The sequence below is a fragment of the Pseudomonas sp. R4-39-08 genome (genome assembly GCF_003852275.1).
Classification (GTDB): Bacteria; Pseudomonadota; Gammaproteobacteria; order Pseudomonadales; family Pseudomonadaceae; genus Aquipseudomonas.
The window spans coordinates 744,003-768,757 of sequence record NZ_CP027733.1 but is presented as its reverse complement, the minus strand read 5'-3'; the positions used below and the strand labels follow the sequence as shown (position 1 = coordinate 768,757).

Genomic DNA, 24,755 nt, shown 5'->3' with positions numbered 1-24,755 from the left:
TGCAAGGCACAAGAACCTTGAACCGTCCGCCCCGAGTTGACTCGCCATGCCACCAGAATCCTCCAGCCCCAACGACCTGATCTACGGCCTCGATGACCGTCCGAAACCACTGCCCGCCCTGCTGGCTGCCCTGCAACATGTGCTGGCCGCGTTTGTCGGCATCATCACCCCGCCACTGATCATCGGTTCCACCCTGGGCCTCACCGCGCACCTGCCCTACTTGATCAGCATGGCGCTGATGGTCTCCGGCGTCGGCACGTTCATCCAGGCGCGCAGGCCGTTCGGTATCGGCGCCGGGATGATTTGCCTGCAAGGCACCAGCTTTGCCTTCCTGGGTGCGGTGTTGTCCGCCGGTTTTCTGGTCAAGCAACGCGGCGGCAGCCCTGAGGACATCCTGGCGATGATCTTCGGCGTGTGCTTTTTCGGCGCCTTGGTGCAGATCGTGCTGAGCCGCTGTATCGGCCAACTGCGCCGGGTCATCACGCCCCTGGTGACCGGGATCGTGATTACGCTGATCGGCATCAGCCTGATAAAAGTCGGCATCACCGATCTCGGCGGCGGCTTCAACGCCCCCGACTTTGGCGCCCCCACCAACCTGGCCCTGGGCCTGTTCGTGGTATTGACGATCATCCTGCTCAACCGCTCGAACACGCCCTGGGTACGCCTCTCGGCCATCATCATCGGCCTGGCCCTCGGCAGCCTGGCCGCCTGGTTCAGCGGCAAGCTGGTGCCCCATGCCTTGCCCGACCTGCCTCTGATCAGCTTGCCTACGCCGTTTCGCTTTGGTTTCAACTTCGACTGGAGCGCCTTCCTGCCAATCGCGCTGATTTATCTGATCAGCAGTATCGAAACCGTTGGTGACCTTACGGCCAACTGCATGATCGCCCGCCAGCCCATCAGCGGTGTGTCTTATATAAGCCGACTCAAAGGCGGCGTGGCTGGGTGATGGGGTCAGTTGCATGATCGCCGCGACGTTCAGCGCCTTCCCCAATACCACCTTCGCGCAAAACAACGGGGTGATCCAACTCACCGGCGTGGCCAGCCGTTACGTCGGCCTGTACATCGGCGCCGTGTTGATTTGTCTCGGGTTGTTTCCCATGATCGGCGCGGTGTTGCAGCAAATCCCCAAACCGGTGCTGGGCGGCGCGACCCTGGTGATGTTCGGCAGCGTCGCTGCGGCAGGTGTGCGCATCCTGGCGCAGGCGCCGCTGGATCGACGCAGCATGCTGATCATCGCCACCTCCTTCGGTGTCGGCCTGGGCATCGCCGCCCAGCCCAACCTGCTGCACTTGATGCCAACCCTGGTGCAGAACCTGTTCGACTCCGCCATCACCAGCGGCGGCCTGACTGCCATTGTGCTGTGCCTGCTATTGCCCGAGGCCAAAACCACCGGTGCCGTTGCAAACCACACGCCCGAAAGTGACTCCCTGGAATCGCTTTGACGGTTTTATTGCATCAACACTTGTCTGAGGCTTGAGGGTGGGTTATCTGTGCACACGTCGCCTCTATCGATCAGCACGGAAACCTCCATGAGCCTCGAAGTTCCTGCCCACAGCAACCACGCCGGTAAACCCGCCAGCCGCATTCGGCAAAAGAACGAACAAGCGATTCTCCAGGCTGCTGAAGATGAGTTCGCGCGCCACGGCTACAAGGGCACCAGCATGAACACCATCGCTGCCAGTGCCGGGTTGCCCAAAGCCAACTTGCATTATTACTTCACCAACAAGCTTGGCCTGTACATTGCGGTGCTCAGCAATATTCTCGAATTGTGGGACAGCACGTTCAACGCGCTGACCGCCGAGGACGACCCGGCCGTAGCCCTTTCCCGTTACATCCGCACCAAGATGGAATTCTCACGACGCCAGCCACAGGCCTCGCGAATCTTTGCCATGGAGATCATCAGCGGCGGCGAATGCCTTACCGAATATTTCAGCCAGGACTACCGGGCCTGGTTCAGCGGCCGTGCGGCCGTGTTCCAGGCCTGGATCGATGCTGGCAAGATGGACCCCATCGACCCGGTACACCTGATCTTCCTGCTGTGGGGCAGCACCCAGCACTACGCCGACTTCGCCACGCAGATCTGCCGCGTCACGGGGCGCACCAAGCTGACCAAGCAGGATATGGAAGACGCCGGCACCAACCTGATCCACATCATTCTCAAAGGCTGTGGCATCAAGCCGGCCCAATAAACGAAGCGACTTATGCCATTCACGCTTACAGGCCTTTGCGAATTTCGTGAAGAAATCCGCAAAAGCCGCTTTATCACCCTGGCGGCGCCCATTACCAGCCCGCACGACGCCCAGGCGTTTTTCGAGCAGCACAGCGACCTCAACGCAACACACAACTGCTGGGCCTGGAAGCTGGCCGACCAATACCGCAGCAACGACGACGGCGAACCCGGTGGTACCGCCGGGCGGCCAATCCTCGCGGCCATCGAAGCCCAGGGTTTCGATCAGGTCGCGGTGCTGGTAATTCGCTGGTACGGCGGCATTCAACTGGGCACCGGCGGGCTGGCCCGGGCCTATGGCGGCGGCGCCAACAAGTGCCTGCAGAATGCCGAGCGCATCGAGCTGATCAGCCGCATACCCTTGCGCTGCGCCTGCGCATTCGCCGAGCTGAACCTGGTAAAACTGCGCGTTGCCGACCTCGGCGGGTTGGTGGTGGAAGAAACCTTCACCGCCAAAGGTGTCGAACTGCAACTGGCTTTGGGCGAAGAGCAGGTGGATACCCTGCAGGCCCAGCTGGCCGACCTGAGCCGTGGACGTATCCTGCTGCAACGCTGAAAACTGTTACTGTTATTTGCTGAACTCCCTGAACCGCGACTCTAAAAGGAAGCTTTTCATGCCTACGCCAAAAACCGCACTGATCATCGGCGCCTCGCGCGGGCTGGGCCTTGGCCTGGTCAAGCAACTGCTCCAGGACGGCTGGGACGTGACCGCCACCGTGCGCGACCCGAACAAGGCTGACGCCCTGAAAGCCGTGGGCCCGGTGCAGATCGAGAAACTCGACATGGACGATCAGCAAGCCGTGATCGCCCTGGCCCAGCGCCTGAAAGACCGCACCTTCGACCTGCTGTTCGTCAACGCCGGCGTCAAGGGCCCGGCGAACCAGGAACCTGGCCACGCGACCCTGGCGGAAGTCGGCCAACTGTTTTTCACTAACGCTGTGGCCCCGATCAACCTGGCCCAGCGTTTTGTCGGGCAGATCCGCAAGGACACCGGCGTGCTGGCCTTCATGAGTTCGGTGCTGGGCAGCGTCACCATTCCTGATGGTTCGGACATGGCGTTGTACAAAGCCAGCAAGGCGGCGCTCAACTCCATGACCAACAGCTTTGTCACCCAACTGGGCGAACACAAGCCGACGGTGTTATCGCTGCACCCAGGCTGGGTGAAAACCGACATGGGCGGCGAGAATGCGCACATCGACGTCGAAACCAGCGTGCGCGGCCTGGTGGACCAGGTAAATGCCTACACCGGCAAAGGCGGTCACCATTTCGTGGATTACAAAGGCGACACCATCGCCTGGTAGATACACCGATTAACCTGTGGGAGGGGCTTGCCCCCGATTACGGTATGTCAGCCAAACATAAGTTGGCTGGTCCGCCGCTATCGGGAGCAAGCCCCCTCCCACACTGACCGCGTCCGCTTGCCTGCATGTGGACCAACACGTAATCTAGCCACCTCGCCCTCCCCGGCGACCCTGGATCAGCAGACAGGGCAACACTGAGCTGGCAAACCTGAACCCATCATTCAGAGGAGCCGGCCAATGCCTGCGACCCGTATCTGGTTAAAAAACCCCCTCGCTATTTTCACTGCCAATGGCCTCGATGCCCGTGGCGGCCTGGTGCTGCAAGACGGTGTCATCACCGAAGTGCTGGCCCAGGGGCAAGAACCCGCGCAACCCTGTGCGCAGGTGTTCGATGCCCGCGAGCACGTGGTTCTGCCCGGACTGATCAACACCCACCATCACTTCTATCAAACCCTGACCCGCGCCTGGGCGCCGGTGGTCAACCAGCCGCTGTTTCCCTGGCTGAAAACCCTGTATCCGGTCTGGGCACGACTGACGCCGGAAAAACTCGCCCTGGCGTCGAAGGTGGCACTCGCCGAATTGCTGCTCTCCGGCTGCACCACAGCGGCAGACCACCACTACCTGTTCCCCGACGGTTTGGAAAACGCCATCGATGTGCAGGTCGACAGCGTGCGTGAACTGGGCATGCGCGCCATGCTCACCCGCGGTTCCATGAGCCTGGGCGAAGCCGAGGGTGGCCTGCCGCCGCAGCAGACCGTGCAACAAGGCCAAGTGATCCTCGACGACAGCCAGCGCCTGATCCGCCAATATCACGAGCGCGGCGACGGTGCGCAGATCCAGATTGCCCTCGCGCCCTGCTCGCCGTTTTCCGTCACCCCGGAGATCATGCGCGCCAGTGCCGAACTGGCCACCTCGCTCGACGTGCGCCTGCACACGCACCTGGCGGAAACCCTCGACGAGGAAGACTTCTGCCTGCAGCGCTTCGGCCTGCGCACCGTGGACTATCTCGACAGCGTAGGCTGGCTTGGCCCGCGCACTTGGCTGGCCCATGGCATTCATTTCAATCCGGATGAAATCGCCCGCCTGGGCGCTGCCGGCACGGGCATCTGCCACTGCCCAAGCTCGAATATGCGCCTGGCCTCCGGTATCTGCCCGACCCTCGACCTGCTCGCCGCCGGTGCCCCCATCGGCCTGGGCGTGGACGGCTCGGCTTCCAACGACGCCTCGAACATGATCCTCGAAACCCGCCAGGCCCTGTACATTCAGCGTCTGCGTTACGGGGCAGAAAAAATCACGCCCGAAGGTGTATTGGGCTGGGCGACCAAAGGCTCGGCGCAGCTACTGGGGCGTACGGATATTGGTGAACTGGCCGTAGGCAAACAGGCTGACTTGGCGCTGTTCAAACTCGATGAGCTGCGCTTCTCCGGCAGCCATGATCCGATTTCCGCACTGCTGCTGTGCGGCGCAGATCGGGCGGACCGGGTGATGATCGGCGGCAAGTGGCGGGTCATTGATGGGCAGGTGGAAGGCCTGGACCTGAAAGGCCTGATCGCCGATCACAGCCAGGCAGCCCGCCAGCTGATCGCCGGAAACTAAGCCAAACGAAGTTCAACATGTGGGAGGGGGCAAGCCCTAATGCCAGTCAGTTAAGAAGTAGAAAGGGTAAAAAGTAACCTGTGGCGAGGGAGCTTGCTCCCGCTGGACTGCGCAGCAGTCCCATTTTTGGGGCCGCTTCGCGGCCCAGCGGGAGCAAGCTCCCTCGCCACAGGTACAGTGTTCGTCCTTAACTGACTGGCATTAGGGCAAGCCCCCTCCCACATTTGGCTTTATGGTGTGCTTGAAATCGGGTTACAACCCCAACAGCGACAACATGATAAACGTCGCAAACAACACAAAATGCGTCATCCCTTCAATGGCATTGGTTTCACCATCATTGAGGTTGATCGCACTGACGATCAGCGTAATAAACACCATCACCGTCTGCACCGGCGTCATTGCCATCTGGAACGGCTGGCCGCTGTAGAGCGCCATCGCTTCCATGACCGGCACCGTCAGAATCACCGTCGACAACGAGGCACCCAGTGCGATGTTCACCACCGACTGCATGCGGTTGGCCAAGGCGGCGCGCAAGGCGGTGAGGATTTCCGGCGCGGCGGAAATAGCCGCCACTACAATCGCGGTGATCACCGGCGGCGCGCCCGTGCCTTCCAGGCCCAGGTCGAGGGTCTTGGACATCACCTCGGCCAACGCGCCAATCACAATCACGCCAAACACCAGGGTGCCGATCGAGAACGCGAGGTTCACGGGCGGCGCTTGCTCGTCTTCCGGCAATTTCTTGCGGCGTTTTTCCGGGTAGCTGTAGCTGAAGAAATAACTGTGTGGGCCGACCTGCATTCTCAGAAACAGGGTGTAGAGCACTACCATGGCGCCGATGGTGAAGGCCGAGTAAATTTTCCAGTCGGCCTCGGGGATAAATTCCGGCACCACCATCGACACGCCCATGGCGGTGAGAATCATCACGCTGTAGGTGCGCGCAGAATCATCGTTGTAGGACTGCTCGCCATGCTTGATACCGCCCATCAGCGCGGCCAGGCCGAGGATGCCGTTGATATCGAGCATCACCGCCGAATAGATGGTGTCGCGCACCAGTGTGGGTGAAGGCTCGTTGCTCATCATGATCGCCAGGATCACCACCTCCACCAGCACGGCCGCCAAGGTCAGGATCATGGTGCCGTAAGGGTCGCCGACCTTTTCCGCCAGTTGCTCGGCATGATGGGCTACACGCATCGACGCCATCACGATAAACGCGATCAAACCGAGGCCCGCGAGCAATGCCACAATCTGCCCGCTGTGGAGCATCCAGTGTTCCAGCGGGTAGGCGGCAATGGCGGCAATCAGCGCCAGCAGCATGAATTTTTCTTGCTTGAGGGAAGTGAGCATGGGAGGCCTTTATGTGCAGCAAATCAGTCATCGTTGGGGTACAGACTGCGCCCAGCCGCTAACGTTTCGTTACACCTTAGTTCACGCCGCTCTTGCGCGAAAAAATCAAATACTCTCCTGCTGGTCAGGTTTTGCCGATTATTTCGGCCATGGCCTGTAGAATGCCGCCATTGCACCTGATGAGATTTTTAGACATGTACGATTGGCTCAACGCCCTGCCCAAGGCTGAACTGCACCTGCACCTGGAGGGCTCGCTGGAGCCCGAGCTGCTGTTCGCCCTGGCCGAACGCAACAAGATTGCACTGCCGTGGAACGACGTCGAAACCCTGCGCAAGGCTTACGCGTTCAATAACCTGCAAGAGTTTCTCGACCTGTACTACAAGGGCGCCGATGTGCTGCGCACGTCCCAGGATTTCTACGACCTGACCTGGGCCTACCTGCTGCGCTGCAAAGCCCAGAACGTGATCCACACCGAACCCTTCTTCGACCCGCAAACCCACACCGACCGTGGCGTGCCGTTCGAAGTGGTGCTCAACGGCATCGCTGCCGCCCTCAAAGACGGCGAGCAGCAACTGGGCATCACCAGCGGCTTGATCTTAAGCTTCCTGCGCCACCTGAGCGAAGCCGAAGCCGAGAAAACCCTCGACCAGGCGCTGCCGTTCCGTGACGCGTTCGTCGCCGTGGGCCTGGACAGTTCAGAAATGGGGCATCCGCCGAGCAAGTTCCAGCGTGTGTTCGACCGCGCCCGTCACGAAGGCTTCCTCACCGTGGCCCACGCCGGCGAAGAAGGCCCGCCCGAGTACATCTGGGAAGCCATCGACCTGCTGAAAATCCAGCGCATCGACCATGGCGTGCGCGCCATCGAAGACGAGCGCCTGATGCAGCGCATCATCGACGAGCAGATCCCGCTGACCGTTTGCCCACTGTCCAACACCAAGCTGTGCGTATTCGACGACATGGCCCAGCACAACATCCTCGACATGCTCGAGCGTGGCGTGAAGGTCACCGTGAACTCGGACGATCCGGCCTACTTCGGCGGTTATGTCACCGAGAACTTCCACGCGCTGCACACCTCCCTGGGCATGACCCAGGACCAGGCCAAACGCCTGGCGCAGAACAGCCTGGATGCGCGACTGGTAAAGCCTTGACCGTTATTCACTGAATAGCGAAGGCTGAATGTGGGAAGGGGCAAACCCTAATGCCAGTCAGTTAAGGCTTTTTGTAGGAGCGAGCTTGCTCGCGAAGAACTCAGGCCCCCCGCGTTTATTCAGAATGAACGCGTTGCCTGGGCGTCTTTCGCGAGCAAGCTCGCTCCTACAGTGGACTACGTTCGCTTGACCGGCTGCACTAGGGCCTTCCCCCACATCTACCCCACCAGTCTCAAGCCTGAGTGAGTTCTTCCAACGTCTTGCCCTTGGTCTCCATCCCGAACACCCACACTACCAGCGCCGCCACCGCAAAACACAGCGCGCCCAAGGCAAACACCCCGCCCTGTCCGGTAACCGGAAACACCAACCCGGTCACCAGTGGCCCCAGCAACGACCCCACCCGCCCAATCGCCGAAGCAAAGCCGGACCCGGTTGCGCGCGCCGAGGTGGGATATAGCTCGGGCGTATAGGTGTACAACACCGCCCACATGCCAAATAGAAAGAACTGCATCAACAAGCCGGACGTAATCAGCAGCCCGACGTTGCCGCCAAACACCGCACTCTGCCCATACAAAAATGCCATCACCCCGCCACCCAGCAATGTCACCACGCACACCGGCTTACGCCCCCAACGCTCGACCAGCCACGCGGCCATGAGGAAACCCGGTATTCCGCCCAGGGAAATGATCACCGTGTAATACACCGATTGCGTCACGGCAAAGCCTGACTGCTGCAACAACGCACTCAACCACGAGGTGAGCCCGTAGAAGCCGAGCAGGGCAAAGAACCACACACTCCAGATCATCAAAGTGCGTTGACGGTACTGCGCCGACCACAGTTGCTGGAAGGCCGAGAAGAACGTGCCTGGGGTACTCGCCACTCGCGGCAAGGCCACCGGCTCAGGTAAGTCGGCGCGCCCGAGGGAGTCGCGCACCTTTTGCTCGATGCCAAGCAATACCTTGTCCGCCGCCTCATGGCGCCCGGCCTGTTCCAGCCAACGTGGCGATTCCGGAATAAAGAACCGGATGGCCAGCACAAATACCGCCGGCACCGCCAACACCAGAAAGATGTCGCTCCAGCCCACCACCGGCAGCAGGAAATACGACAGCACCCCGGCGGCGACAAACCCCAGCGGCCAGAAACCATCCATCAACGCGATATACCGCCCGCGTCGCTTCGCCGGAATCAGCTCCGACAACATCGACTGTGCAATGGGAAATTCCATGCCCATGCCAATGCCCAGCAAGATGCGAAACAGCGTCAGCGTCTCGACCGTCTGCGCCGTGGAGCACAGGTAGCTGGCGACGCCCCACAACACGATGCTCCACTGGAACACCGGCTTGCGCCCGAAACGGTCCGCGAGCATCCCCGAGAGCGACGCACCGATCACCATGCCGAAAAAGCTCGAACTGGCGAGTAACCCGGCTTGGGCCGTACTCAGGCCGAACTCGGCTTTGATCGAGCCCAATAGAAACGTCATCATCGCCAGGTCCATGGAGTCGAAGAAAAACGCCAGGGCAATGATGATGAAAATGATTCGGTGGTAACCACTGATGGGCAACCGTTCCAGCCGCTCCGCTGCGCTATAGCCTTGCATACCCATGCCGCCGCCCCTGTCTGAAAAGTCCCCCAAAGAGTGTGCGGCATCGTCTGCCCTGGCGTTTGCTGGATGCGACCTGACCGAAACCAGGAGCGACGCGCCTACGCTGTGGCCAGCCGGTTGATCTCCGCAAGCCCGGCGTCGCTGACCGCCAAGGCCCGGGATTCATCGATCGCACTGACCCAGTTCGACTGCAGGAACAGTTGCAACAACCCCGCGCCGAGCGCACCGCCCACATGCGGTTGCTGTTGGCTCCAGTCGAAACAGTCACACACCAACGGCGACGAGAATGCCTGGATAAAGATACCCAGGCTCGCCAAATGCTGGGTGCCCTTGACCGTGACTTCGGTACGTTGTTCGTAGCGCTGGATCCACCCTGCCTCCATCATCCGCTCGTACAGGCCAGCCGCCAGTTCACCGCCGAGGTGGTCCTGGCACACACGGGCGCGACGCAACAGCGACGGTACCCGCAACGCCGCTGGCTGAGTATCCGGCGTGCTGCGCCCGACACTGGCCATGGTGGTCGTCGCCAGGGCATCGATGGCGGCGCTGACGTCCGCAGCCGCCACACGAAACAGCCGCTTGCCCCGTCGCGCTTCGACCCGCAGCAGGCCGCTGCCGGTCAACCGCGCCAAATGGGCATTGGCCGACGCTGCAGACAACCCGGCGCACGTCGCCAACTCCTCTGAAGATTTTGCCGAACCGTCCATCAATGCCCACAGCATTGCGGTGCGCTTGGGCTCGGCAAGCAAGCTGGCGATATGACTGATGCATGGTGCCTGTTCCATCTCTCGACTCCCTGTTGACGCGTTTTTCTGCCGCAGTTGGCGCCAAAGTATAGGGGCCAAAACAGCCGGTTCCATGGCGTCTTACAGCCTGGACAGGGACAGCACTTGAGCGAAATTTCCTGCTTTTCTGCCGGCCATTACTTAGCCGCGAATCGCTCCGACCGTTGCGCCGTCAATGTCGCACAACGGGACACGAGCATCTCCCGCAGCAGGTTGACGGGTTTGCTCAACTGCGCACGATGCGCACACAGCAGGTTAAGCGGCGTGCGCTCACCGCGCAGCTCCGGCAGGATCAAGCGCAAACGCCCAGCCACGACGTCGGTACTCACATCCAGCCAGGATTTATAGGCAATGCCCACACCCGCCACCGCCCAGCGGCGCACCACGTCGGCGTCGTCACTGACCCGGTCCCCCGAGACGGTCAGGCTGACCTCGCGCTTGCCATCAAAAAAACGCCAGTGGTCATGCACGCGACCGGCGAGCATATAGAGCAAGCAATTATGCTGGGCCAGTTGTTCAAGGTGTCGCGGCTCGCCATGGCGGGCCAGATAGCTGGGTGCTGCGCACAGCACCCGTACATTCTCCGGGGCGATGGGCAGCGCCACCAGGCTTGAATCCTCGGGCTCGCCATAGCGCAAAGCGATGTCTACCGGTTGCCGGAACAGGTCGGCTATGCGATCACCCAGCAACAGGCGCACGCTCAGTTGCGGGTATTCACGCTGGAAATCATCCAGCCAGGGCAACAGCTGATTGCGTCCGAAATCCGAAGGCGCCGACAGTTGCAGCAGGCCGCTCACGTGGTCCTGCCCACTGGCCAACAAGCGCCGCCCTTCATCCAGTGAACTTAACGCGGCGCGGGCGTAGGTGAGAAAACCTTCGCCCTCGGCGGTCAAGCGCAGGCTGCGGGTGGAGCGGGCCAGCAAGCGCGCGCCCAGTTGCTGCTCTATACGCTTCAACGCGGCACTGGCCACTGCGGGGGACAGGTCCATCACCCGCGCGGCTGCGGACAAACTGCCCAGGTCCGCCGCCCGCACAAATAACTGCAAATCATCAAAGCGAAGCATGCATTCCCGCCAATTATCAATTTTTTATTGAAACAGAACGCTGTTTTATCGGCTTTTATCTGCATTGGAAATAGCCAATCATCTGCCCACGCCGTACCTTTTCGACCAGGAGTTGAGTATGTCCACTGCTTTTAACGTCATCGCCACGCTGATCGCCAAGCCTGGCCAACAAGCCACTCTGGAAACCCTGCTGCGCGGCCTGCTCGAACCGACCCGCCTGGAACCCGGCTGTGAGCAGTACGACCTGCATCAGGATCTGCAACATCCCGAGACGTTCTACATGCTCGAGCGCTGGAGCGATGAGGCGGCCCTGGCCGACCACGATCAGAGCGCGCATATCCAGAGCTTCCGGGCCCAGGCCGCCGAGGTGATTGAACACTTCGACCTCAAGCGCCTGAAGTTTCTCGCCTGACCACCAACCCTTTACCCGGAGAAATCATGAAAGCCATCGCCTACTACAGCTGCCTGCCCATCAGCGACACGAACGCCCTGCAAGACATCGAACTGCCCGAGCCCGTGGCCGGGCCGCGCGATTTGTTGGTGGAAGTCAAAGCCATCTCGGTCAACCCGGTGGACACCAAGGTGCGCCAGAACGTCGCCCCGGAACACGGCGCCGCCAAGGTGCTCGGCTGGGACGTAGCCGGTGTGGTCAAGGCGGTCGGCAGCGAAGTCACGCTGTTCAAGGCCGGTGACAAGGTGTTCTACGCCGGCTCCCTGGTGCGCCCGGGCGGTAACAGTCAATTGCACACTGTGGATGAACGCATCGTCGGCCATATGCCACAGACCCTGGGTTTTGCCGAAGCCGCCGCGCTGCCGTTGACCGCCATCACGGCCTGGGAGCTACTGTTCGAACGCCTGCAGGTCCCCGAGGGCAAGGCGGACCTGGGCCAGAGCCTGCTGATCGTCGGCGCAGCGGGCGGCGTGGGTTCGATCCTGACCCAGTTGGCCAGCCAGCTCACTGCACTGAAGGTGATCGGCACCGCCTCGCGCCCGGAGACTCAAGAATGGGCCAAGAACCTCGGCGCCGACCTGGTGATCGACCATAGCCAGCCGCTGAGCGAAGCGCTGAAACACGCCGGCCACCCGCACGTGACCCACGTCGCCAGCCTGACCCAGACCGACCATCACCTGGATCAACTGGTGGAAGCCCTGCAGCCCCAAGGCAAGCTGGCGCTGATCGACGACCCCAAGGCGCTGGACGTCAGCAAGCTCAAGCGCAAGAGCCTGTCGCTGCATTGGGAGTTCATGTACACCCGCTCGATGTTCGAGACACCGGACATGATCGAGCAGCATCACCTGCTCAACCGCGTGGCCGCGCTGATCGACGCCGGCACCCTGAAAACCACGGTAGGCGAGCACTTCGGCGTGATCAATGCGGCGAACCTGCGACGTGCGCACGCGCTGCTGGAAAGCGGCAAGGCCAAGGGCAAGATCGTTTTAGAAGGGTTCTAGAAAACGGCTGTCAGTGTCGTCTGTCACTGATGTAGGTAATGGGCGACACCATTAGTCCGAGAGTTGACGTTTGTCATATTTGTGCGCGCATACGGGTTTATATTGGCCGCCTTTGCCACGATTCTTTTACGTGAGGAAGTCAGCAATGAAGATCCTGATAAAAGCGTTAGCAAAATCGCAGTGGGAGGTCCGCCTGGACCAGAAGTCGATTATTTTCCACACCGAAGCCGAGGCCCGTGCTTTCGCCGACACCTTGCAAGCCCGCATCCAGGCTCCCCACCGTTTCCCACTCAGCCAGCAACGCGCCGCCGCTGGCTGATCGGTCCTTCAGATCAGACCTGCGCCTGCGCGGCCCTGGCCCGTTGCAGGCGCTGGGTCGACATCGCAATCGTCACCGCCAGTACACCGCACAGGCTGATGACCATCGCCATCGGCATCGCCGTGCCGTCATGCAACACGCCCACCAACGATGCCGCCCCCGCCGCCACGCCGAACTGAATGCAACCGAGCAACGCCGACGCGCTGCCCGCGCGAGCGCCTTGCCCGTTCATGGCGCACGCCGAGGTGTTGGGCAAAATGCAGCCCAGGCTGGCGATGCAGATGAACAGCGGTACCAGCAACGGCCAAAGGGCTTCGGTGCGCAGCGCTGCAATGCCCAGCAGGGCCAACGCCGCCGCTACGTAAACCCACACCGTACGCGAGAGCAAAAACGCCGGGCCGCGCTTGGCCAGTAGCCGCGCATTCAACTGCGCCACCAGGATAAACCCGGCGGCGTTGGAGCCAAACAGCCAGCCGTAATGCTCGGCGGGTACGCCATACAGCTTGATGAACACGAACGGCGAACCGGCAATGTAGGCAAACATCCCGGCAATCGAGATGCCGCCGGTCAAGGCGTAGCCGAGGTAAACCCGGTCCGACAACAGCGCGCCGTAGCGGCGCAGCGAGCCGGACAACGGCTGGCGCGGCTGATGCGCCGGAAACGTTTCCGGCAAGCCCACCGCCACCGCAACCGCCGCCATCACGCTGAACAGCGACAGCGCCAGGAAAATCGACTGCCAGCCCCACACGCCTACCATTATCCCGCCCGCCAGCGGTGCGAGAATCGGCGCCAGGCCAGTCACCAGCATCAGTTGCGAATACACCTTGGCCGAGCCCACGGCATCGCATTTGTCACTCACCACCGCCCGTGAGATCACCATGCCCGCACAACCGCCGAGGGCCTGCACGAAGCGCGCGCCGATCAGCCATTCCAGGGTGGGCGCGTACGCACAGGCGAAGGACGCAAGGGTAAACAGCGTGACGCCGCTGAGCAGCGGCACGCGCCGGCCAAAGCGGTCGGCCAAGGGGCCGTAGATCAATTGGCCGATGGCCAGCCCACCGAAATACACCGCCAGGGTCAACTGGATGTGTTTTTCATCGGTTGCAAAAGCGGCTGCTATCGCCGGGAAACCCGGCAGGTAAAAATCGATCGCCAACGGCGCGAAGGCGCTCAAGGCGCCCAGGATCAGAATTATGCGGAGGTTCATCAGACACCCAAGTGAGTCGGCAGCCCGACAGTCTAGCCGCGCTTGGGCGTCTTGAACATTAAGATAGCTCGCTAACTATCGAGAATCAGACGACTGTGTAGCCTTCTTCCTTGATCAGGCCCGCGATCGCTTCACGGTCCAGTTTGCTTTGGACACTGACTTGCTTGGCCGCAAGGTCCACCGTGACCTCGGCATCTGCATCCTGGCTGCGCACCGCCTGGGTCACCGCACGAACGCAATGGCCGCAGGTCATTCCTTGCACCTTGAATACTTGCATGACATGTCTCCTTTGATGAGGTTGAACGCAGTCTCGACCTTGCCACGATGGCAAGGTCAAGTTTCAGAAACGTCGGCCGGGCTGGTATTCGGTGGCGACGTCGGCCAAGCTTCACCTTCAATAGATGTGAACCACGGAGCATTCGCCATGCGCTGGTCGATTTTTGCCCTTGCCGGCCTGATGAGTTTTTCTGCCGTTGCGCCCGCCGCTGAAGACTATGCGGTGCTGATCATTTCCCGCGAGCGCCTGGAAGTGCCGACCAACTGTGAGATCGGCCTCTACATTCAGGACCAACTGGCCGGGCGCCTGTTCCAGGAACAAGCCACCTCCTTCAATTTGCCGCCGGGCGATGTGTCATTGCGCCTCAAGCTGCTGCCGGGCCAGACACCGGGCTGCTTGCCGGGCATGCTGGCACCGCCGGCACAGAACATCACACTCAAGGCCGGCGATGTACGCAAACTGCGTATCGCCCAAGGCCCGGACGGTATGTACCTCAAAGCCGCCACGCTGGAATACTGAAGCCGCCGATCGTCCCCACGCTCCGCGTGGGGACGCCTCATGGGGATGCATTCCCACGCAGAGCGTGGGAACGATCGCGCTTGACCTTCCCCACAGGTCAAGGTTGATCCTAGGAGCATCGTCTTCTGGAGGACTGCCCCATGAATGGACCCACCACGTTTGACCTGCCCATCAGCGGTATGACCTGCGCCAGTTGCGCCGGCCGTGTGGAGCGTGCGCTGGGCAAGGTGCCGGGGGTGCAACGCGTCAGCGTCAACCTGGCCAACGAACGTGCCCACGTTGAAGGACTCCACCAACTGGATCCCGGCGTATTGATCGCCGCTGTCGAAAAAGCCGGCTACACCGCCACCCTGCCCCAGAGCGAAACCGCCACCCAGGCCAATCAAGCCCAACGCCTGCACCACGAGCGCTGGGCGCTGATGCTCGCGATCGTGCTGGCGTTGCCCCTGATACTGCCGATGCTGGTGGAACCCTTCGGCGTGCACTGGATGCTCCCCGCCTGGGTCCAGTTCGCCCTGGCGACGCCGGTGCAATTGATCCTCGGTGCGCGGTTCTACAGTGCCGCGTGGAAAGCTGTGCGCGCCGGTGCGGGGAATATGGACCTGTTGGTGGCGATCGGCACCAGCGCCGGTTACGGCTTGAGCGTCTATCAATGGCTCACCCAACCCGCGCCGCACTTGTACTTCGAAGCCTCGGCCGTAGTGATCGCCCTGGTGCTGCTGGGCAAATACCTGGAGAGCCGCGCCAAGCGCCAAACCGCCAGCGCCATACGCGCCCTCGAAGCCTTGCGCCCTGAGCGGGCGGTCCGCGTGTTGGAGGGGCGCGAGGAAGAGGTCGCCATCAACACGCTTACGCTCGGTGACCTGGTGCTGGTCAAGCCAGGCGAACGTTTTCCGGTGGATGGCGAAGTGGTCGACGGCCAAAGCCATGCCGACGAAGCACTGATCAGCGGCGAAAGCCTGCCGGTGCCGAAGCGGCCCGGCGATACGGTTACTGGCGGCGCGATCAACGGTGAAGGCCGCCTGTTGGTGCGTACCCGGGCCCTGGGAGCGGAAAGCGTGCTGGCACGGATCATCCGCCTGGTCGAAGACGCCCAGGCCGCCAAGGCACCGATCCAGAAACTGGTGGATAAAGTCAGCCAGGTATTCGTCCCGACCGTGCTGGTACTGGCATTGCTCACCCTGGCGGGCTGGTGGCTGTACGGCGCCCCGCTGGAGAGCGCAATCATCAACGCGGTCGCGGTACTGGTGATCGCCTGCCCATGTGCCCTGGGCCTGGCGACGCCGACGGCGATCATGGCCGGCACCGGCGTCGCCGCGCGCCATGGCATTCTGATCAAGGATGCCGAAGTCCTGGAGCATGCCCGTGGGGTGAGCGCCGTGGTCTTCGATAAAACCGGCACCCTCACTTCGGGCACGCCGAAAATCACCCATTTGGCGGCGCTGGATGGCAACGAATCGTTACTGCTGCAACAGGCGGGGGCCTTGCAGCGCGGCAGCGAGCACCCGCTGGCCAAGGCCGTGCTGGACGCCTGTGACGAACGCGGGCTGAGCGTGGCCGATGTCAGCGCCAGCCAGTCCCTGACTGGGCGCGGCATCGCCGGTACCCTTGATGGCCGGCCATTGGCCCTGGGCAATCGGCGTCTGCTGGAAGAGGCCGGCCTCAGCGCGGGCCAGTTGAGTCAGCGCGCGACGGCATGGGAAGCCGAGGGGCGTACCTTGTCCTGGCTGATCGAGCAAGGCGCAAGCCCGCGCGTGCTGGGGCTGTTCGCATTCGGCGACACGCTCAAGCCCGGCGCGCAGCAGGCCGTGCAGCAACTCAAGGCGCAGCACATCAGCAGCCACCTGCTTACCGGCGACAATCGCGGCAGCGCGCGGGTGGTTGCAGAGGCGCTGGGCATCGACGATGTACACGCCGAAGTGCTGCCCGCCGACAAAGCCGCCACCGTGACCGCACTGAAAAAAACCGGCGTGGTGGCCATGGTCGGCGACGGCATCAACGACGCACCGGCCCTGGCCGCCGCCGATATCGGCATCGCCATGGGCGGCGGCACCGACGTAGCCATGCACGCCGCCGGCATCACCCTGATGCGCGGCGACCCGCGCCTGGTGCCGGCGGCCCTGGAGATCAGCCGCAAGACCTATGCGAAAATCCGCCAGAACCTGTTCTGGGCCTTTGTGTATAACGTGATCGGCATTCCCCTGGCCGCCTTCGGCCTGCTCAACCCGGTGCTGGCAGGCGCGGCGATGGCCTTGTCCAGCGTCAGTGTGGTGAGCAATGCGTTGCTGTTGAAAACCTGGAAACCCAAGGACTTGGAGGATCAACGCCCATGAATATCGGCCAAGCCGCTCGCCAGAGCGGGCTGAGCGCGAAGATGATTCGCTACTACGAATCCATCGGTCTGCTCAAGGCAGCCCACCGTACCGACAGCGGTTATCGCATCTATGGCGCCGACGACCTGCACACCCTGGCGTTCATCAAGCGCTCGCGCGACCTGGGGTTTTCACTGGAAGAGGTCGGCAAACTGCTGACCTTGTGGCAGGACCGCCAACGGGCCAGCGCCGACGTGAAAGCCTTGGCGCGCCAGCATATCGATGAGCTGAATCAAAAAATCCGCGAGTTGGCGCAACTGCGCGACACGTTGCAAGACCTGGTGGAGCACTGCCAGGGCGACCACCGACCGGATTGCCCGATCCTCAAGGAATTGGCCTCCGGCAGTTGCTGCACCTGATGCTCCAACTGACTCAACACACAACCAAATGTGGGAGGGGGCTTGCTCCCGATGGCGGTGTATCAGTCACTGTAAATATTGACTGAAACACCGCTATCGGGAGCAAGCCCCCTCCCACACTTCGATCTCCATGTGCCGGGAAATCACTGCATCCAAGGCGGCGGCGGTTCTTCGGCAGTCTTGGTGGGTGGGGCATCATCTGCCGCGCGATTCGCTTGCTTGCGCTCTTCATCCAGCCGCGCCGCTTCGATCTCGCGGATCACACCGCCCACATCCGCCAGTTCTTCCGGCTCGTCGAACTCACCGGTCAAGATGCTGGCCGGGTGCAGGATACCGGCTTCATACAGCGCCCACATTTCCTTGGCGTACTTGGTCTTCTTCAGCTCCGGGGCAAAGCGCCCGAAGTAGGAAGCCATGTTGCCCACATCCCGCTCCAGCATGCTGAATGCGTGGTTGTTGCCCGCTGCATCCACTGCCTGGGGCAGGTCGATGATCACCGGGCCCGTTGGCGTGAGCAGTACGTTGAACTCGGACAGGTCACCGTGCACCAGCCCGGTACACAGCATCAGCACGATCTGGGAAATCAGGAAGGCGTGGTATTCACGCGCCTGGTCCGGCTCCAAGGTCACGTCGTTCAGGCGTGGCGCCGCATCGCCATACTCGTCGGCGACCAGTTCCATCAACAGCACGCCTTCAAGAAAGTCGTACGGCTTGGGCACGCGAACGCCCGCACCGGCCAGGCGGAACAACGCCGCTACTTCGGCGTTCTGCCAGGCATCTTCGGTTTCTTTCTTGCCGAACTTGGAGCCCTTGGCCATGGCCCGGGCCTGGCGGCTGTTACGGACCTTACGGCCTTCCTGGTATTCGGACGCCTGACGAAAGCTTCGTTTATTCGCCTCCTTGTAAACCTTGGCGCAACGCAATTCGTTGCCGCAGCGCACCACATAAACAGCTGCTTCTTTACCACTCATCAGTGGGCGCAGCACTTCGTCGACCAGACCGTCTTCGATCAGGGGTTCAATGCGTTTAGGAGTCTTCATCAGCTTTTATTGTGGGTCCTGTATTACCAAACACGCGTGTGGCACTCGTTATACGGCAATCGGCGCGCCGGTGGGAGAGGCTACCGACCTCTGGCCCACGAAGAATGCATTCAATATGCCAATTTTGCCCGGTAATCAACGTTCGATAATCGCCGTCACACCCTGCCCCCCCGCCGCACAGATCGAAATCAGCCCACGTCCTTTCCCGGCTGCATCCAGCAACTTGGCCAGGTTGGCGACGATGCGCCCACCGGTCGCGGCAAACGGGTGCCCGGCGGCCAGGGAGCTGCCCTTGACGTTCAGACGGCTGCGGTCGATGGCGCCCAGCGGCGCATCCAGGCTCAGGCGCGTGCGGCAATAGTCGGCATCTTCCCAGGCCTTGAGCGTGCACAACACCTGGGCGGCGAATGCTTCGTGGATCTCGTAGTAATCGAAGTCCTGCAGCGTCAGTCCGTTCCTGGCCAACAAACGCGGTACGGCGTACACCGGCGCCATCAGCAGGCCTTCGGCACCGTGGACGAAATCCACCGCCGCCGCTTCGCCATCGCGCAGGTACGCAAGGATCGGCAAGCCGCGCTCGTTGGCCCAGGCTTCACTGCCCAGCAGCACCAGCGAGGCGCCGTCAGTCAGCGGCGTCGAGTTGCCGGCGGTGAGCGTGCCCTTTTCACCGCGCTCGAAAGCAGGTTTGAGCGCGGCGAGTTTTTCCAGGGTCAGGTCAGGGCGCAGGTTGTTGTCGCGGGTCAGCCCCAGAAACGGCGTCAGCAAATCGTTGTGCCAGCCCTCGGCGTAGGCGGCGGCCATTTTCTGATGGCTCTCCAGGGCAAGTTGGTCCTGCTCGGCGCGAGGAATCTGCCAGGTCTGCGCCATCAGCTCGCAGTGCTGGCCCATGGACAAGCCGGTGCGCGGCTCACCGTTGCGCGGCAGTTCCGGCTTGAGGTGCTGCGGACGAAGTTGTAACAAGACTTTAAGTTTATCCACCATGGACTTGCTGCGGTTGGCCTGCAGCAAAATCTTGCGCAGGCCTTCATTGACGCCGATCGGCGCATCGGAGGTGGTGTCCACCCCGCCGGCAATACCGCATTCGATCTGGCCCAGGGCAATCTTGTTGGCCACCAGCAACGCCGCCTCAAGCCCGGTGCCGCAGGCCTGCTGCACGTCGTAGGCCGGGGTTTGCGGTGACAGGCGCGAGCCGAGCACGCATTCGCGGGTGAGGTTGAAATCGCGGGAGTGCTTGAGCACCGCGCCGGCGGCCACCTCGCCGAGGCGCAGGCCGTGCAGGTTGAAACGTTCGATCAGGCCTTCCAGGGCAGCAGTGAGCATCGCCTGGTTACTTGCCGTGGCGTAGGGGCCGTTGGAGCGGGCGAAAGGAATGCGATTACCGCCAATGATCGCCACACGGCGCAATTGAGTCATGGAAAGCTCCCCCTGTCTGTTATGGGCGTGATCAGTGAGCCTAGTCGAACGACTGCTACCCTGGGATGGTCAACCTTTTGAACCCCAGTCTTCGGAGAGCGTTCCATGTCAGACCGTTATATCGACTTCGCCAACTCCAGCCTCGGCCATCGCCTGGTCGCCGCCCTTGGCCTGCCGTCGCCGGTACGCCTGGAACGCTGGCAAGCCGGGCGCCTGCGCCCGGTGGAAGGTGCACTGCTGCTGGGCGGTGGCACGCTGGCAACTAAAGTGTTGCCGTTTGCCAACAAACTCACCGATGCCGTCTACAGCTACGGTGCCGAAGCGCTGGACGCGCCGGCGTGGATTCCAGGCCACGGTCCCAAGCTCAAGGCCGTGGTCTTCGACGCCAGCGCCTTGCAGCACACCGATCAACTCAAGCAGCTACGTGAATTTTTTCAGCCCTTGCTGAAAAACCTCGCTCACAGCGCCCACCTGGTGATCCTTGGCCGCACGCCGGAAAGCCTCAGTGACCCGTTCGCCGCCAGCGCCCAGCGCGCCCTGGAAGGGTTCAGCCGCTCGCTGGCCAAGGAACTGCGCAGCGGCGGCGTGCTGCAGTTGCTGCAGGTGGACCAAGGTGCCGAAGACCAGCTGGAAGGCGCACTACGGTTTTTCCTGTCGCCCAAAAGCGCCTATATCTCCGGGCAGGTGATTCGCCTGCAGGCCTGCGCCACGCCGGTCGAAGACTGGACACGCCCGTTGGCCGGGCGCAAAGCCCTGGTGACCGGCGCTGCGCGTGGTATTGGCGCCTCCATCGCCGAGACCCTGGCCCGCGATGGCGCCGAGGTGATCCTGCTGGATGTGCCCCAAGCAAAGGCCGACCTCGACGCCCTGGCCGCCCGCTTGAATGCGCGCACCCTCACGCTGGATATCTGCGCCGAAGATGCCGCCGGCCAGTTGATCGAACACTTGCCGGACGGCCTCGATATCCTGGTGCACAACGCCGGTATCACCCGCGACAAGACTCTGGCCAACATGACCCCGGAATACTGGGACGCGGTGCTGGCGGTCAATCTCAATGCGCCGCAGGTGCTGACCAAGGCGCTGCTCGACAGCGGCACCCTGCGCGACAATGCCCGCGTGGTGCTGCTGGCTTCCATCAGCGGCATTGCCGGCAATCGCGGGCAAACCAACTATGCGGCGAGCAAGGCCGGGCTGATCGGTTTGGCCCAGGCATGGGCACCGCTGCTGCAAACGCGCGGGATCAGCATCAATGCCGTCGCCCCCGGCTTTATCGAAACCCAGATGACCGCACATATTCCGTTCGCCCTGCGCGAGGCCGGGCGCCGCATGAGTTCCCTGGGCCAGGGCGGTGTGCCGCAGGACGTGGCCGAAGCCGTGGCCTGGCTGAGCCAGCCGGGTTCGGGCGCCGTCAGCGGCCAGGCGCTGCGGGTGTGTGGGCAAAGTCTTCTGGGAGCGTGAATATGCAATGGCAGACACTGGACAGCACGCCGTATCTACCGCCGCTGTACTGGCGTGCGGCGCTCAAGCGCAAGATCACCGGCAGCGCCCTGCCCGAGCACGGCCTGCGCTGCCAGGTTCGCGTCGACCCCAGGGCTGTGGCGGCGTACCGCAAGGTCTGCGGTTTCGCCGACAGCCCGATGCTGCCGGCGACCTATCCGCATATCCTCGCATTCGGCCTGCAGATGCAACTGCTGACCGACAAAGCGTTCCCGTTTCCGTTGCTGGGGTTGATCCACCTGAACAACCGCATTCGCCTGCATCGCCCCTTGGGTAGTGTGAGTGAGCTGAGCGTCGGGGTGTACACCGGCAACCTCAAGCCCCATGCCAAAGGTGCGACGTTCGATGTGGTGACCGTGGTCGAGGATGCCCTTGGGCTGCTCTGGGAAGCTGAAAGCACGATGTTGTGCCGGAGCGTAAAGCTTGAGGGCGAGGCCGAGGAACGCACGCTGGTAATTGACGCGGCCCTCACCGAGCTCACGCGTTGGAAAGCGCCTGCCGATATCGGTCGCCGCTATGCTCGCGCATCCGGCGATTACAATCCGATTCATCTCAGCGCAGTGACGGCCAAGCTATTCGGCTTTCCCCAGGCCATTGCCCACGGGTTGTGGAACAAGGCCCGCACATTGGCGGCCATGGGCGCGCAACTGCCGGTGGCCAATGTCGAAATAGCCGTTGAATTCAAGAAACCCGTACGCCTGCCCAGTGAAGTGATTCTGATGACCCGCGGCGCCGGTTCAACTGGCGAGTTCGTGTTGAACGGCGCGGGTGATATCCAGCATATGCTTGGGAAGTGGCGGCCGATTGCGTGAAACACAGCACTGTCCGTCAGCGCGGCGGGTAGTTAGCGAGGATTTTGCTCACGGTGTTACGAATGGCCGCGCTGCGGTCCTGGGGGTTCGGCGAGCTGGCCATGATCTGCTCGTCGCTGCCACGCCACACCAGCTTGCCGTCCTTGCCGTCGAGCAGGTCGATCTGCAGGGTCGCCACCTTGTAAGTGATGTTGCGCGTTTCGTTGTACATCGGCGCGCCCCAGTAGCCGTTCCATGGCCCACCCCAGGCACCGCCGTAGTTGGTGGAGACCTGCTGCTGGCGGTCTTCGACGATCAAGTAGGCCTGCACATTCAGGTCAGCCCGGGTGCCGGGCGCTGCGGGACGCAAGCCGCGCTGGTCAAGCTGCTCGCCCACGGCCTGGCGGATGCGCTGCTCGGTGAGGTCGCTCTTGATGCGCGGGTCATCCGGGCGGTATTGCAGCGCCGGTTCCTTCCAGGCCCAGTGACGGTAGGCGGCAAAGTCGCGGCTGGCGTCAAAGTCGTGGTTGACCTGGTTACTCTGGCAACCGCCCAGCAGCAGCAGCACAACGGCAAGCGTAGCGATACGACGAAACATGATGGCTCTCCAACGTTCGGTCCAGGCGTTAAATCAGAATAGCGGTTAACGCGGAGGATACGCCGTCAGTGCCTTCTGCACCGCCTGGCGCAGCGCATCCGCACGCTCGCTCAGGCTGCCCTGGCTGCCCGTTTCCGCACTGGCGCTCCACACCGGCTGGCCGCTGCGGGCATCGAACAGGTTGACCCGCACCACCACGACCTGCACTTCATAGGTACGCACCATCGGCACCGAGTTGTACATGCCGTAACCATTGCCATAGCGGTTGTAGCCGCCATAGCCGTAGCCATAGTCATCCTGGACTTGCCGCAGGCGTTTCTCCAGGCGCACATCGGCGCTGACCAACAGGTCGGGCGCGCGATTGTCGTGCAACGGGCGCAGGCCGCGCTGGTCCAGTGCGCCGCTGACCGCTTCGGCCACCTGGGCTGAATCCGCCCACGCGGTGCCGGCCGGCAACTGGCCGTTACGCCAGGCCCAATTGCGGTAGGCACCATAGTCGCGCACCGGCGCCGGGTAGGCACTGGCATCGAAGGTCGTGGCCGCTTGCGCCGGGGCCGGCGGGATCGGCGCCGAAGCGGCCACATAAGGGTTAGGGCTGGAACAGGCGCCTAACCCGAGAGACAACAGGAGCAAACCGAGACGACGCATTTGGACCTCCGCAGACTGGGCCGCTTAAACCGGACGGCACACCCAGTGCAAATAACGCCCAAGTCCGGCAAAGCTTGGGTGACGACGGTGAGCGAGCTCCATCTCCAGCAAATCCTGCAGATCGGCACGCGCCTGGAATTCCACCGGCATATAGTCGTGGAACACGCGCACGCCACTTTGGCTTTCGACCTGCCAGAGCCCTTCGAGTTGCGCCGCCAATTCCCGCGGGTCCAGCGGCTGCTGCGGTGTGAGGCTCTGCTTTTCGCCGGCCATATCGTTCTTGCGCATCTTGCGAAAGTGGCCCTTGAGCAGGTTGCGGTAGATCAGCGCGTCGCGGTTGTAAAACGCCAGGGACAGCCAGCCGCCGGGCAGCGTCAACTGGTGCAGCACCGGCAGGATCGCATGGGGTTCGGCCAGCCATTCGAGCACCGCATGGCACAGCACCAGGTCGTAGGGCTCGGTGAGTTGGCCGAGCAAGTCTTGCCAGGGCGCGTGGATGAACGTGGCGTTCTGCCCGGCCTCGGCGAAGCGCTGGCGTGCGCCTTCGAGCATAGGCTCGGCGGGCTCGGCCAGGGTCACCTGATGGCCGCGTTCGGCCAACCACAGCGACATATGCCCCAACCCCGCGCCGATATCCAGTACGCGCAACGGGCGGTCCGGCAAGGCTTCGGTAAGATCGGCCTGCAACACCGCCAGGCGAATCGCGCCCTTGGCGCCGCCATAGATCTTCTCGGCAAAACGCGTGGCCAACTGGTCGAAATGCCGATCACTCATGGGCAAACCGCCGCTCGCTGTCGGCCAGTTTGGCGCGCACCACCTCGTTCATGTCCAGGCCCAGCTCACTGCACAGCAACAGCAAGTACAGCACGATGTCGCCGACTTCCTGACCGGCGTGAGCCAGCTTATCGGCGGGCAATTGGCGCGACTGGTCTTCGCTCAGCCATTGGAAGATCTCCACCAGTTCGGCCATTTCCACACTGGCGGCCATGGCCAGGTTTTTCGGGTTGTGGAACTGCTTCCAATCGTTGGTATCGCGGATGCGGTGCAGGCGTTCGGTGAGGTGTTCGAGGTTCATTGGGGGCTCCTGAATGGGTATAGCTTCAGGGGGATGGAGATTGAAGGCAAGTGAATAGCGGTGGTGGGCTTGAGGACGCTATCGGGGGCAAGCCCCCTCCCACATTTGTTTTGTGAACAC

Annotated in this window: 25 protein-coding genes and 1 pseudogene; 14 read left to right on the top strand and 12 right to left on the bottom strand. The window is 62.3% G+C overall.

Annotated elements, in window-relative coordinates:
• Nucleotides 1–46 precede the first annotated feature (46 nt).
• The 5 genes and pseudogenes from C4J88_RS03255 to C4J88_RS03235 all read left to right on the top strand — a co-directional run bounded on the left by C4J88_RS03255 (nt 47) and on the right by C4J88_RS03235 (nt 5,124).
• Nucleotides 47–1,442 (top strand): annotated as a pseudogene (locus C4J88_RS03255) (uracil-xanthine permease family protein).
• Between the two features lie 87 nt (nt 1,443–1,529).
• On the top strand, nt 1,530–2,189 hold the full coding sequence (locus C4J88_RS03250) for a TetR/AcrR family transcriptional regulator (protein WP_124361147.1): 660 nt from the start codon (nt 1,530–1,532) through the stop codon (nt 2,187–2,189).
• Nucleotides 2,190–2,201: 12 nt separating this feature from the next.
• Nucleotides 2,202–2,783 carry a YigZ family protein gene (locus C4J88_RS03245; protein ID WP_124406208.1) on the top strand — a complete coding sequence of 194 codons (582 nt, stop codon included), beginning with the start codon at nt 2,202–2,204 and terminating at the stop codon, nt 2,781–2,783.
• Nucleotides 2,784–2,841: 58 nt separating this feature from the next.
• Nucleotides 2,842–3,528 carry an SDR family oxidoreductase gene (locus tag C4J88_RS03240; protein WP_124361145.1) on the top strand — a complete coding sequence of 229 codons (687 nt, stop codon included), beginning with the start codon at nt 2,842–2,844 and terminating at the stop codon, nt 3,526–3,528.
• Between the two features lie 237 nt (nt 3,529–3,765).
• On the top strand, nt 3,766–5,124 hold the full coding sequence (locus C4J88_RS03235) for an 8-oxoguanine deaminase (protein ID WP_124406207.1): 1,359 nt from the start codon (nt 3,766–3,768) through the stop codon (nt 5,122–5,124).
• 252 nt (nt 5,125–5,376) lie between these two features.
• On the opposite strand, the gene C4J88_RS03230 is transcribed toward C4J88_RS03235, so the two are convergent.
• Nucleotides 5,377–6,468: a calcium:proton antiporter gene (locus C4J88_RS03230; RefSeq protein ID WP_124361142.1), complete on the bottom strand. Its 1,092-nt coding sequence runs from the start codon at nt 6,466–6,468 to the stop codon at nt 5,377–5,379.
• A 194-nt stretch (nt 6,469–6,662) separates the two neighbouring features.
• Here C4J88_RS03230 and C4J88_RS03225 point away from each other — a divergent pair, with 194 nt between their 5' ends.
• Nucleotides 6,663–7,616, top strand: a complete 954-nt coding sequence (locus C4J88_RS03225) for an adenosine deaminase (protein WP_124365708.1) — start codon at nt 6,663–6,665, stop codon at nt 7,614–7,616.
• A gap of 232 nt (nt 7,617–7,848) precedes the next feature.
• Here C4J88_RS03225 and C4J88_RS03220 read toward each other — a convergent pair whose 3' ends face one another.
• The 3 genes from C4J88_RS03220 to C4J88_RS03210 all read right to left on the bottom strand — a co-directional run bounded on the left by C4J88_RS03220 (nt 7,849) and on the right by C4J88_RS03210 (nt 11,068).
• Nucleotides 7,849–9,219, bottom strand: a complete 1,371-nt coding sequence (locus tag C4J88_RS03220; RefSeq protein WP_124406206.1) for an MFS transporter — start codon at nt 9,217–9,219, stop codon at nt 7,849–7,851.
• Between the two features lie 98 nt (nt 9,220–9,317).
• Nucleotides 9,318–10,004: a helix-turn-helix transcriptional regulator gene (locus tag C4J88_RS03215; protein WP_124406205.1), complete on the bottom strand. Its 687-nt coding sequence runs from the start codon at nt 10,002–10,004 to the stop codon at nt 9,318–9,320.
• A gap of 137 nt (nt 10,005–10,141) precedes the next feature.
• The gene (locus C4J88_RS03210) at nt 10,142–11,068 is read right to left on the bottom strand and encodes a LysR family transcriptional regulator (RefSeq protein WP_124406204.1); all 927 of its coding nucleotides are present in this window, start codon (nt 11,066–11,068) and stop codon (nt 10,142–10,144) included.
• Nucleotides 11,069–11,186: 118 nt separating this feature from the next.
• Between C4J88_RS03210 and C4J88_RS03205 the strand changes: the two genes are divergently transcribed.
• From C4J88_RS03205 to C4J88_RS27350, 3 genes are all read left to right on the top strand, one after another.
• Nucleotides 11,187–11,480: a putative quinol monooxygenase gene (locus C4J88_RS03205; RefSeq protein WP_124365704.1), complete on the top strand. Its 294-nt coding sequence runs from the start codon at nt 11,187–11,189 to the stop codon at nt 11,478–11,480.
• A gap of 26 nt (nt 11,481–11,506) precedes the next feature.
• Entirely contained in the window at nt 11,507–12,520 is a 1,014-nt protein-coding gene (locus C4J88_RS03200; RefSeq protein WP_124406203.1) for a zinc-binding alcohol dehydrogenase family protein, read from the top strand.
• 145 nt (nt 12,521–12,665) lie between these two features.
• Nucleotides 12,666–12,839, top strand: a complete 174-nt coding sequence (locus C4J88_RS27350; protein ID WP_164484509.1) for a hypothetical protein — start codon at nt 12,666–12,668, stop codon at nt 12,837–12,839.
• 13 nt (nt 12,840–12,852) lie between these two features.
• On the opposite strand, the gene C4J88_RS03195 is transcribed toward C4J88_RS27350, so the two are convergent.
• A complete protein-coding gene (locus C4J88_RS03195) occupies nt 12,853–14,046 on the bottom strand; it encodes a multidrug effflux MFS transporter (RefSeq protein WP_124406202.1) in 1,194 nt (397 codons plus the stop codon).
• A gap of 85 nt (nt 14,047–14,131) precedes the next feature.
• The gene (locus C4J88_RS03190) at nt 14,132–14,323 is read right to left on the bottom strand and encodes a heavy-metal-associated domain-containing protein (RefSeq protein ID WP_124361135.1); all 192 of its coding nucleotides are present in this window, start codon (nt 14,321–14,323) and stop codon (nt 14,132–14,134) included.
• 147 nt (nt 14,324–14,470) lie between these two features.
• Between C4J88_RS03190 and C4J88_RS03185 the strand changes: the two genes are divergently transcribed.
• The 3 genes from C4J88_RS03185 (at nt 14,471) to cueR (ending at nt 17,573) form a co-directional block, all read left to right on the top strand.
• Complete coding sequence (locus tag C4J88_RS03185) at nt 14,471–14,842, top strand: hypothetical protein (protein ID WP_124361134.1); 372 nt, start codon at nt 14,471–14,473, stop codon at nt 14,840–14,842.
• A 140-nt stretch (nt 14,843–14,982) separates the two neighbouring features.
• On the top strand, nt 14,983–17,175 hold the full coding sequence (locus tag C4J88_RS03180; protein ID WP_124406201.1) for a cation-translocating P-type ATPase: 2,193 nt from the start codon (nt 14,983–14,985) through the stop codon (nt 17,173–17,175).
• Nucleotides 17,172–17,573, top strand: coding sequence for a Cu(I)-responsive transcriptional regulator (cueR, locus tag C4J88_RS03175; protein ID WP_124361131.1), 402 nt, complete (start codon nt 17,172–17,174; stop codon nt 17,571–17,573). The genes C4J88_RS03180 and cueR overlap by 4 nt, the downstream gene beginning before the upstream one ends.
• A gap of 143 nt (nt 17,574–17,716) precedes the next feature.
• On the opposite strand, the gene C4J88_RS03170 is transcribed toward cueR, so the two are convergent.
• Nucleotides 17,717–18,613, bottom strand: coding sequence for a PA4780 family RIO1-like protein kinase (locus C4J88_RS03170; protein WP_124361130.1), 897 nt, complete (start codon nt 18,611–18,613; stop codon nt 17,717–17,719).
• Nucleotides 18,614–18,748: 135 nt separating this feature from the next.
• A complete protein-coding gene (locus C4J88_RS03165) occupies nt 18,749–20,026 on the bottom strand; it encodes an acetyl-CoA C-acetyltransferase (RefSeq protein ID WP_124406200.1) in 1,278 nt (425 codons plus the stop codon).
• 105 nt (nt 20,027–20,131) lie between these two features.
• On the opposite strand from C4J88_RS03165, the gene C4J88_RS03160 reads away from it, so the two are divergent.
• Nucleotides 20,132–21,484 (top strand): 3-oxoacyl-ACP reductase, encoded by a 1,353-nt coding sequence (locus C4J88_RS03160; protein WP_124406199.1) that lies wholly within the window; start codon nt 20,132–20,134, stop codon nt 21,482–21,484.
• 2 nt (nt 21,485–21,486) lie between these two features.
• Nucleotides 21,487–22,335: a MaoC/PaaZ C-terminal domain-containing protein gene (locus tag C4J88_RS03155; RefSeq protein ID WP_124406198.1), complete on the top strand. Its 849-nt coding sequence runs from the start codon at nt 21,487–21,489 to the stop codon at nt 22,333–22,335.
• A gap of 16 nt (nt 22,336–22,351) precedes the next feature.
• On the opposite strand, the gene C4J88_RS03150 is transcribed toward C4J88_RS03155, so the two are convergent.
• The 4 genes from C4J88_RS03150 to C4J88_RS03135 are packed head-to-tail and all read right to left on the bottom strand — an operon-like array spanning nt 22,352 to nt 24,635.
• Nucleotides 22,352–22,912 (bottom strand): DUF4136 domain-containing protein, encoded by a 561-nt coding sequence (locus C4J88_RS03150; protein WP_124406197.1) that lies wholly within the window; start codon nt 22,910–22,912, stop codon nt 22,352–22,354.
• Nucleotides 22,913–22,957: 45 nt separating this feature from the next.
• Nucleotides 22,958–23,560: a DUF4136 domain-containing protein gene (locus tag C4J88_RS03145; protein ID WP_124361108.1), complete on the bottom strand. Its 603-nt coding sequence runs from the start codon at nt 23,558–23,560 to the stop codon at nt 22,958–22,960.
• A gap of 24 nt (nt 23,561–23,584) precedes the next feature.
• Nucleotides 23,585–24,334, bottom strand: coding sequence for a methyltransferase (locus C4J88_RS03140; RefSeq protein ID WP_124365695.1), 750 nt, complete (start codon nt 24,332–24,334; stop codon nt 23,585–23,587).
• On the bottom strand, nt 24,327–24,635 hold the full coding sequence (locus C4J88_RS03135; protein WP_124406196.1) for a MazG-like family protein: 309 nt from the start codon (nt 24,633–24,635) through the stop codon (nt 24,327–24,329). The genes C4J88_RS03140 and C4J88_RS03135 overlap by 8 nt, the downstream gene beginning before the upstream one ends.
• Between the last annotated feature and the right edge of the window lie 120 nt (nt 24,636–24,755).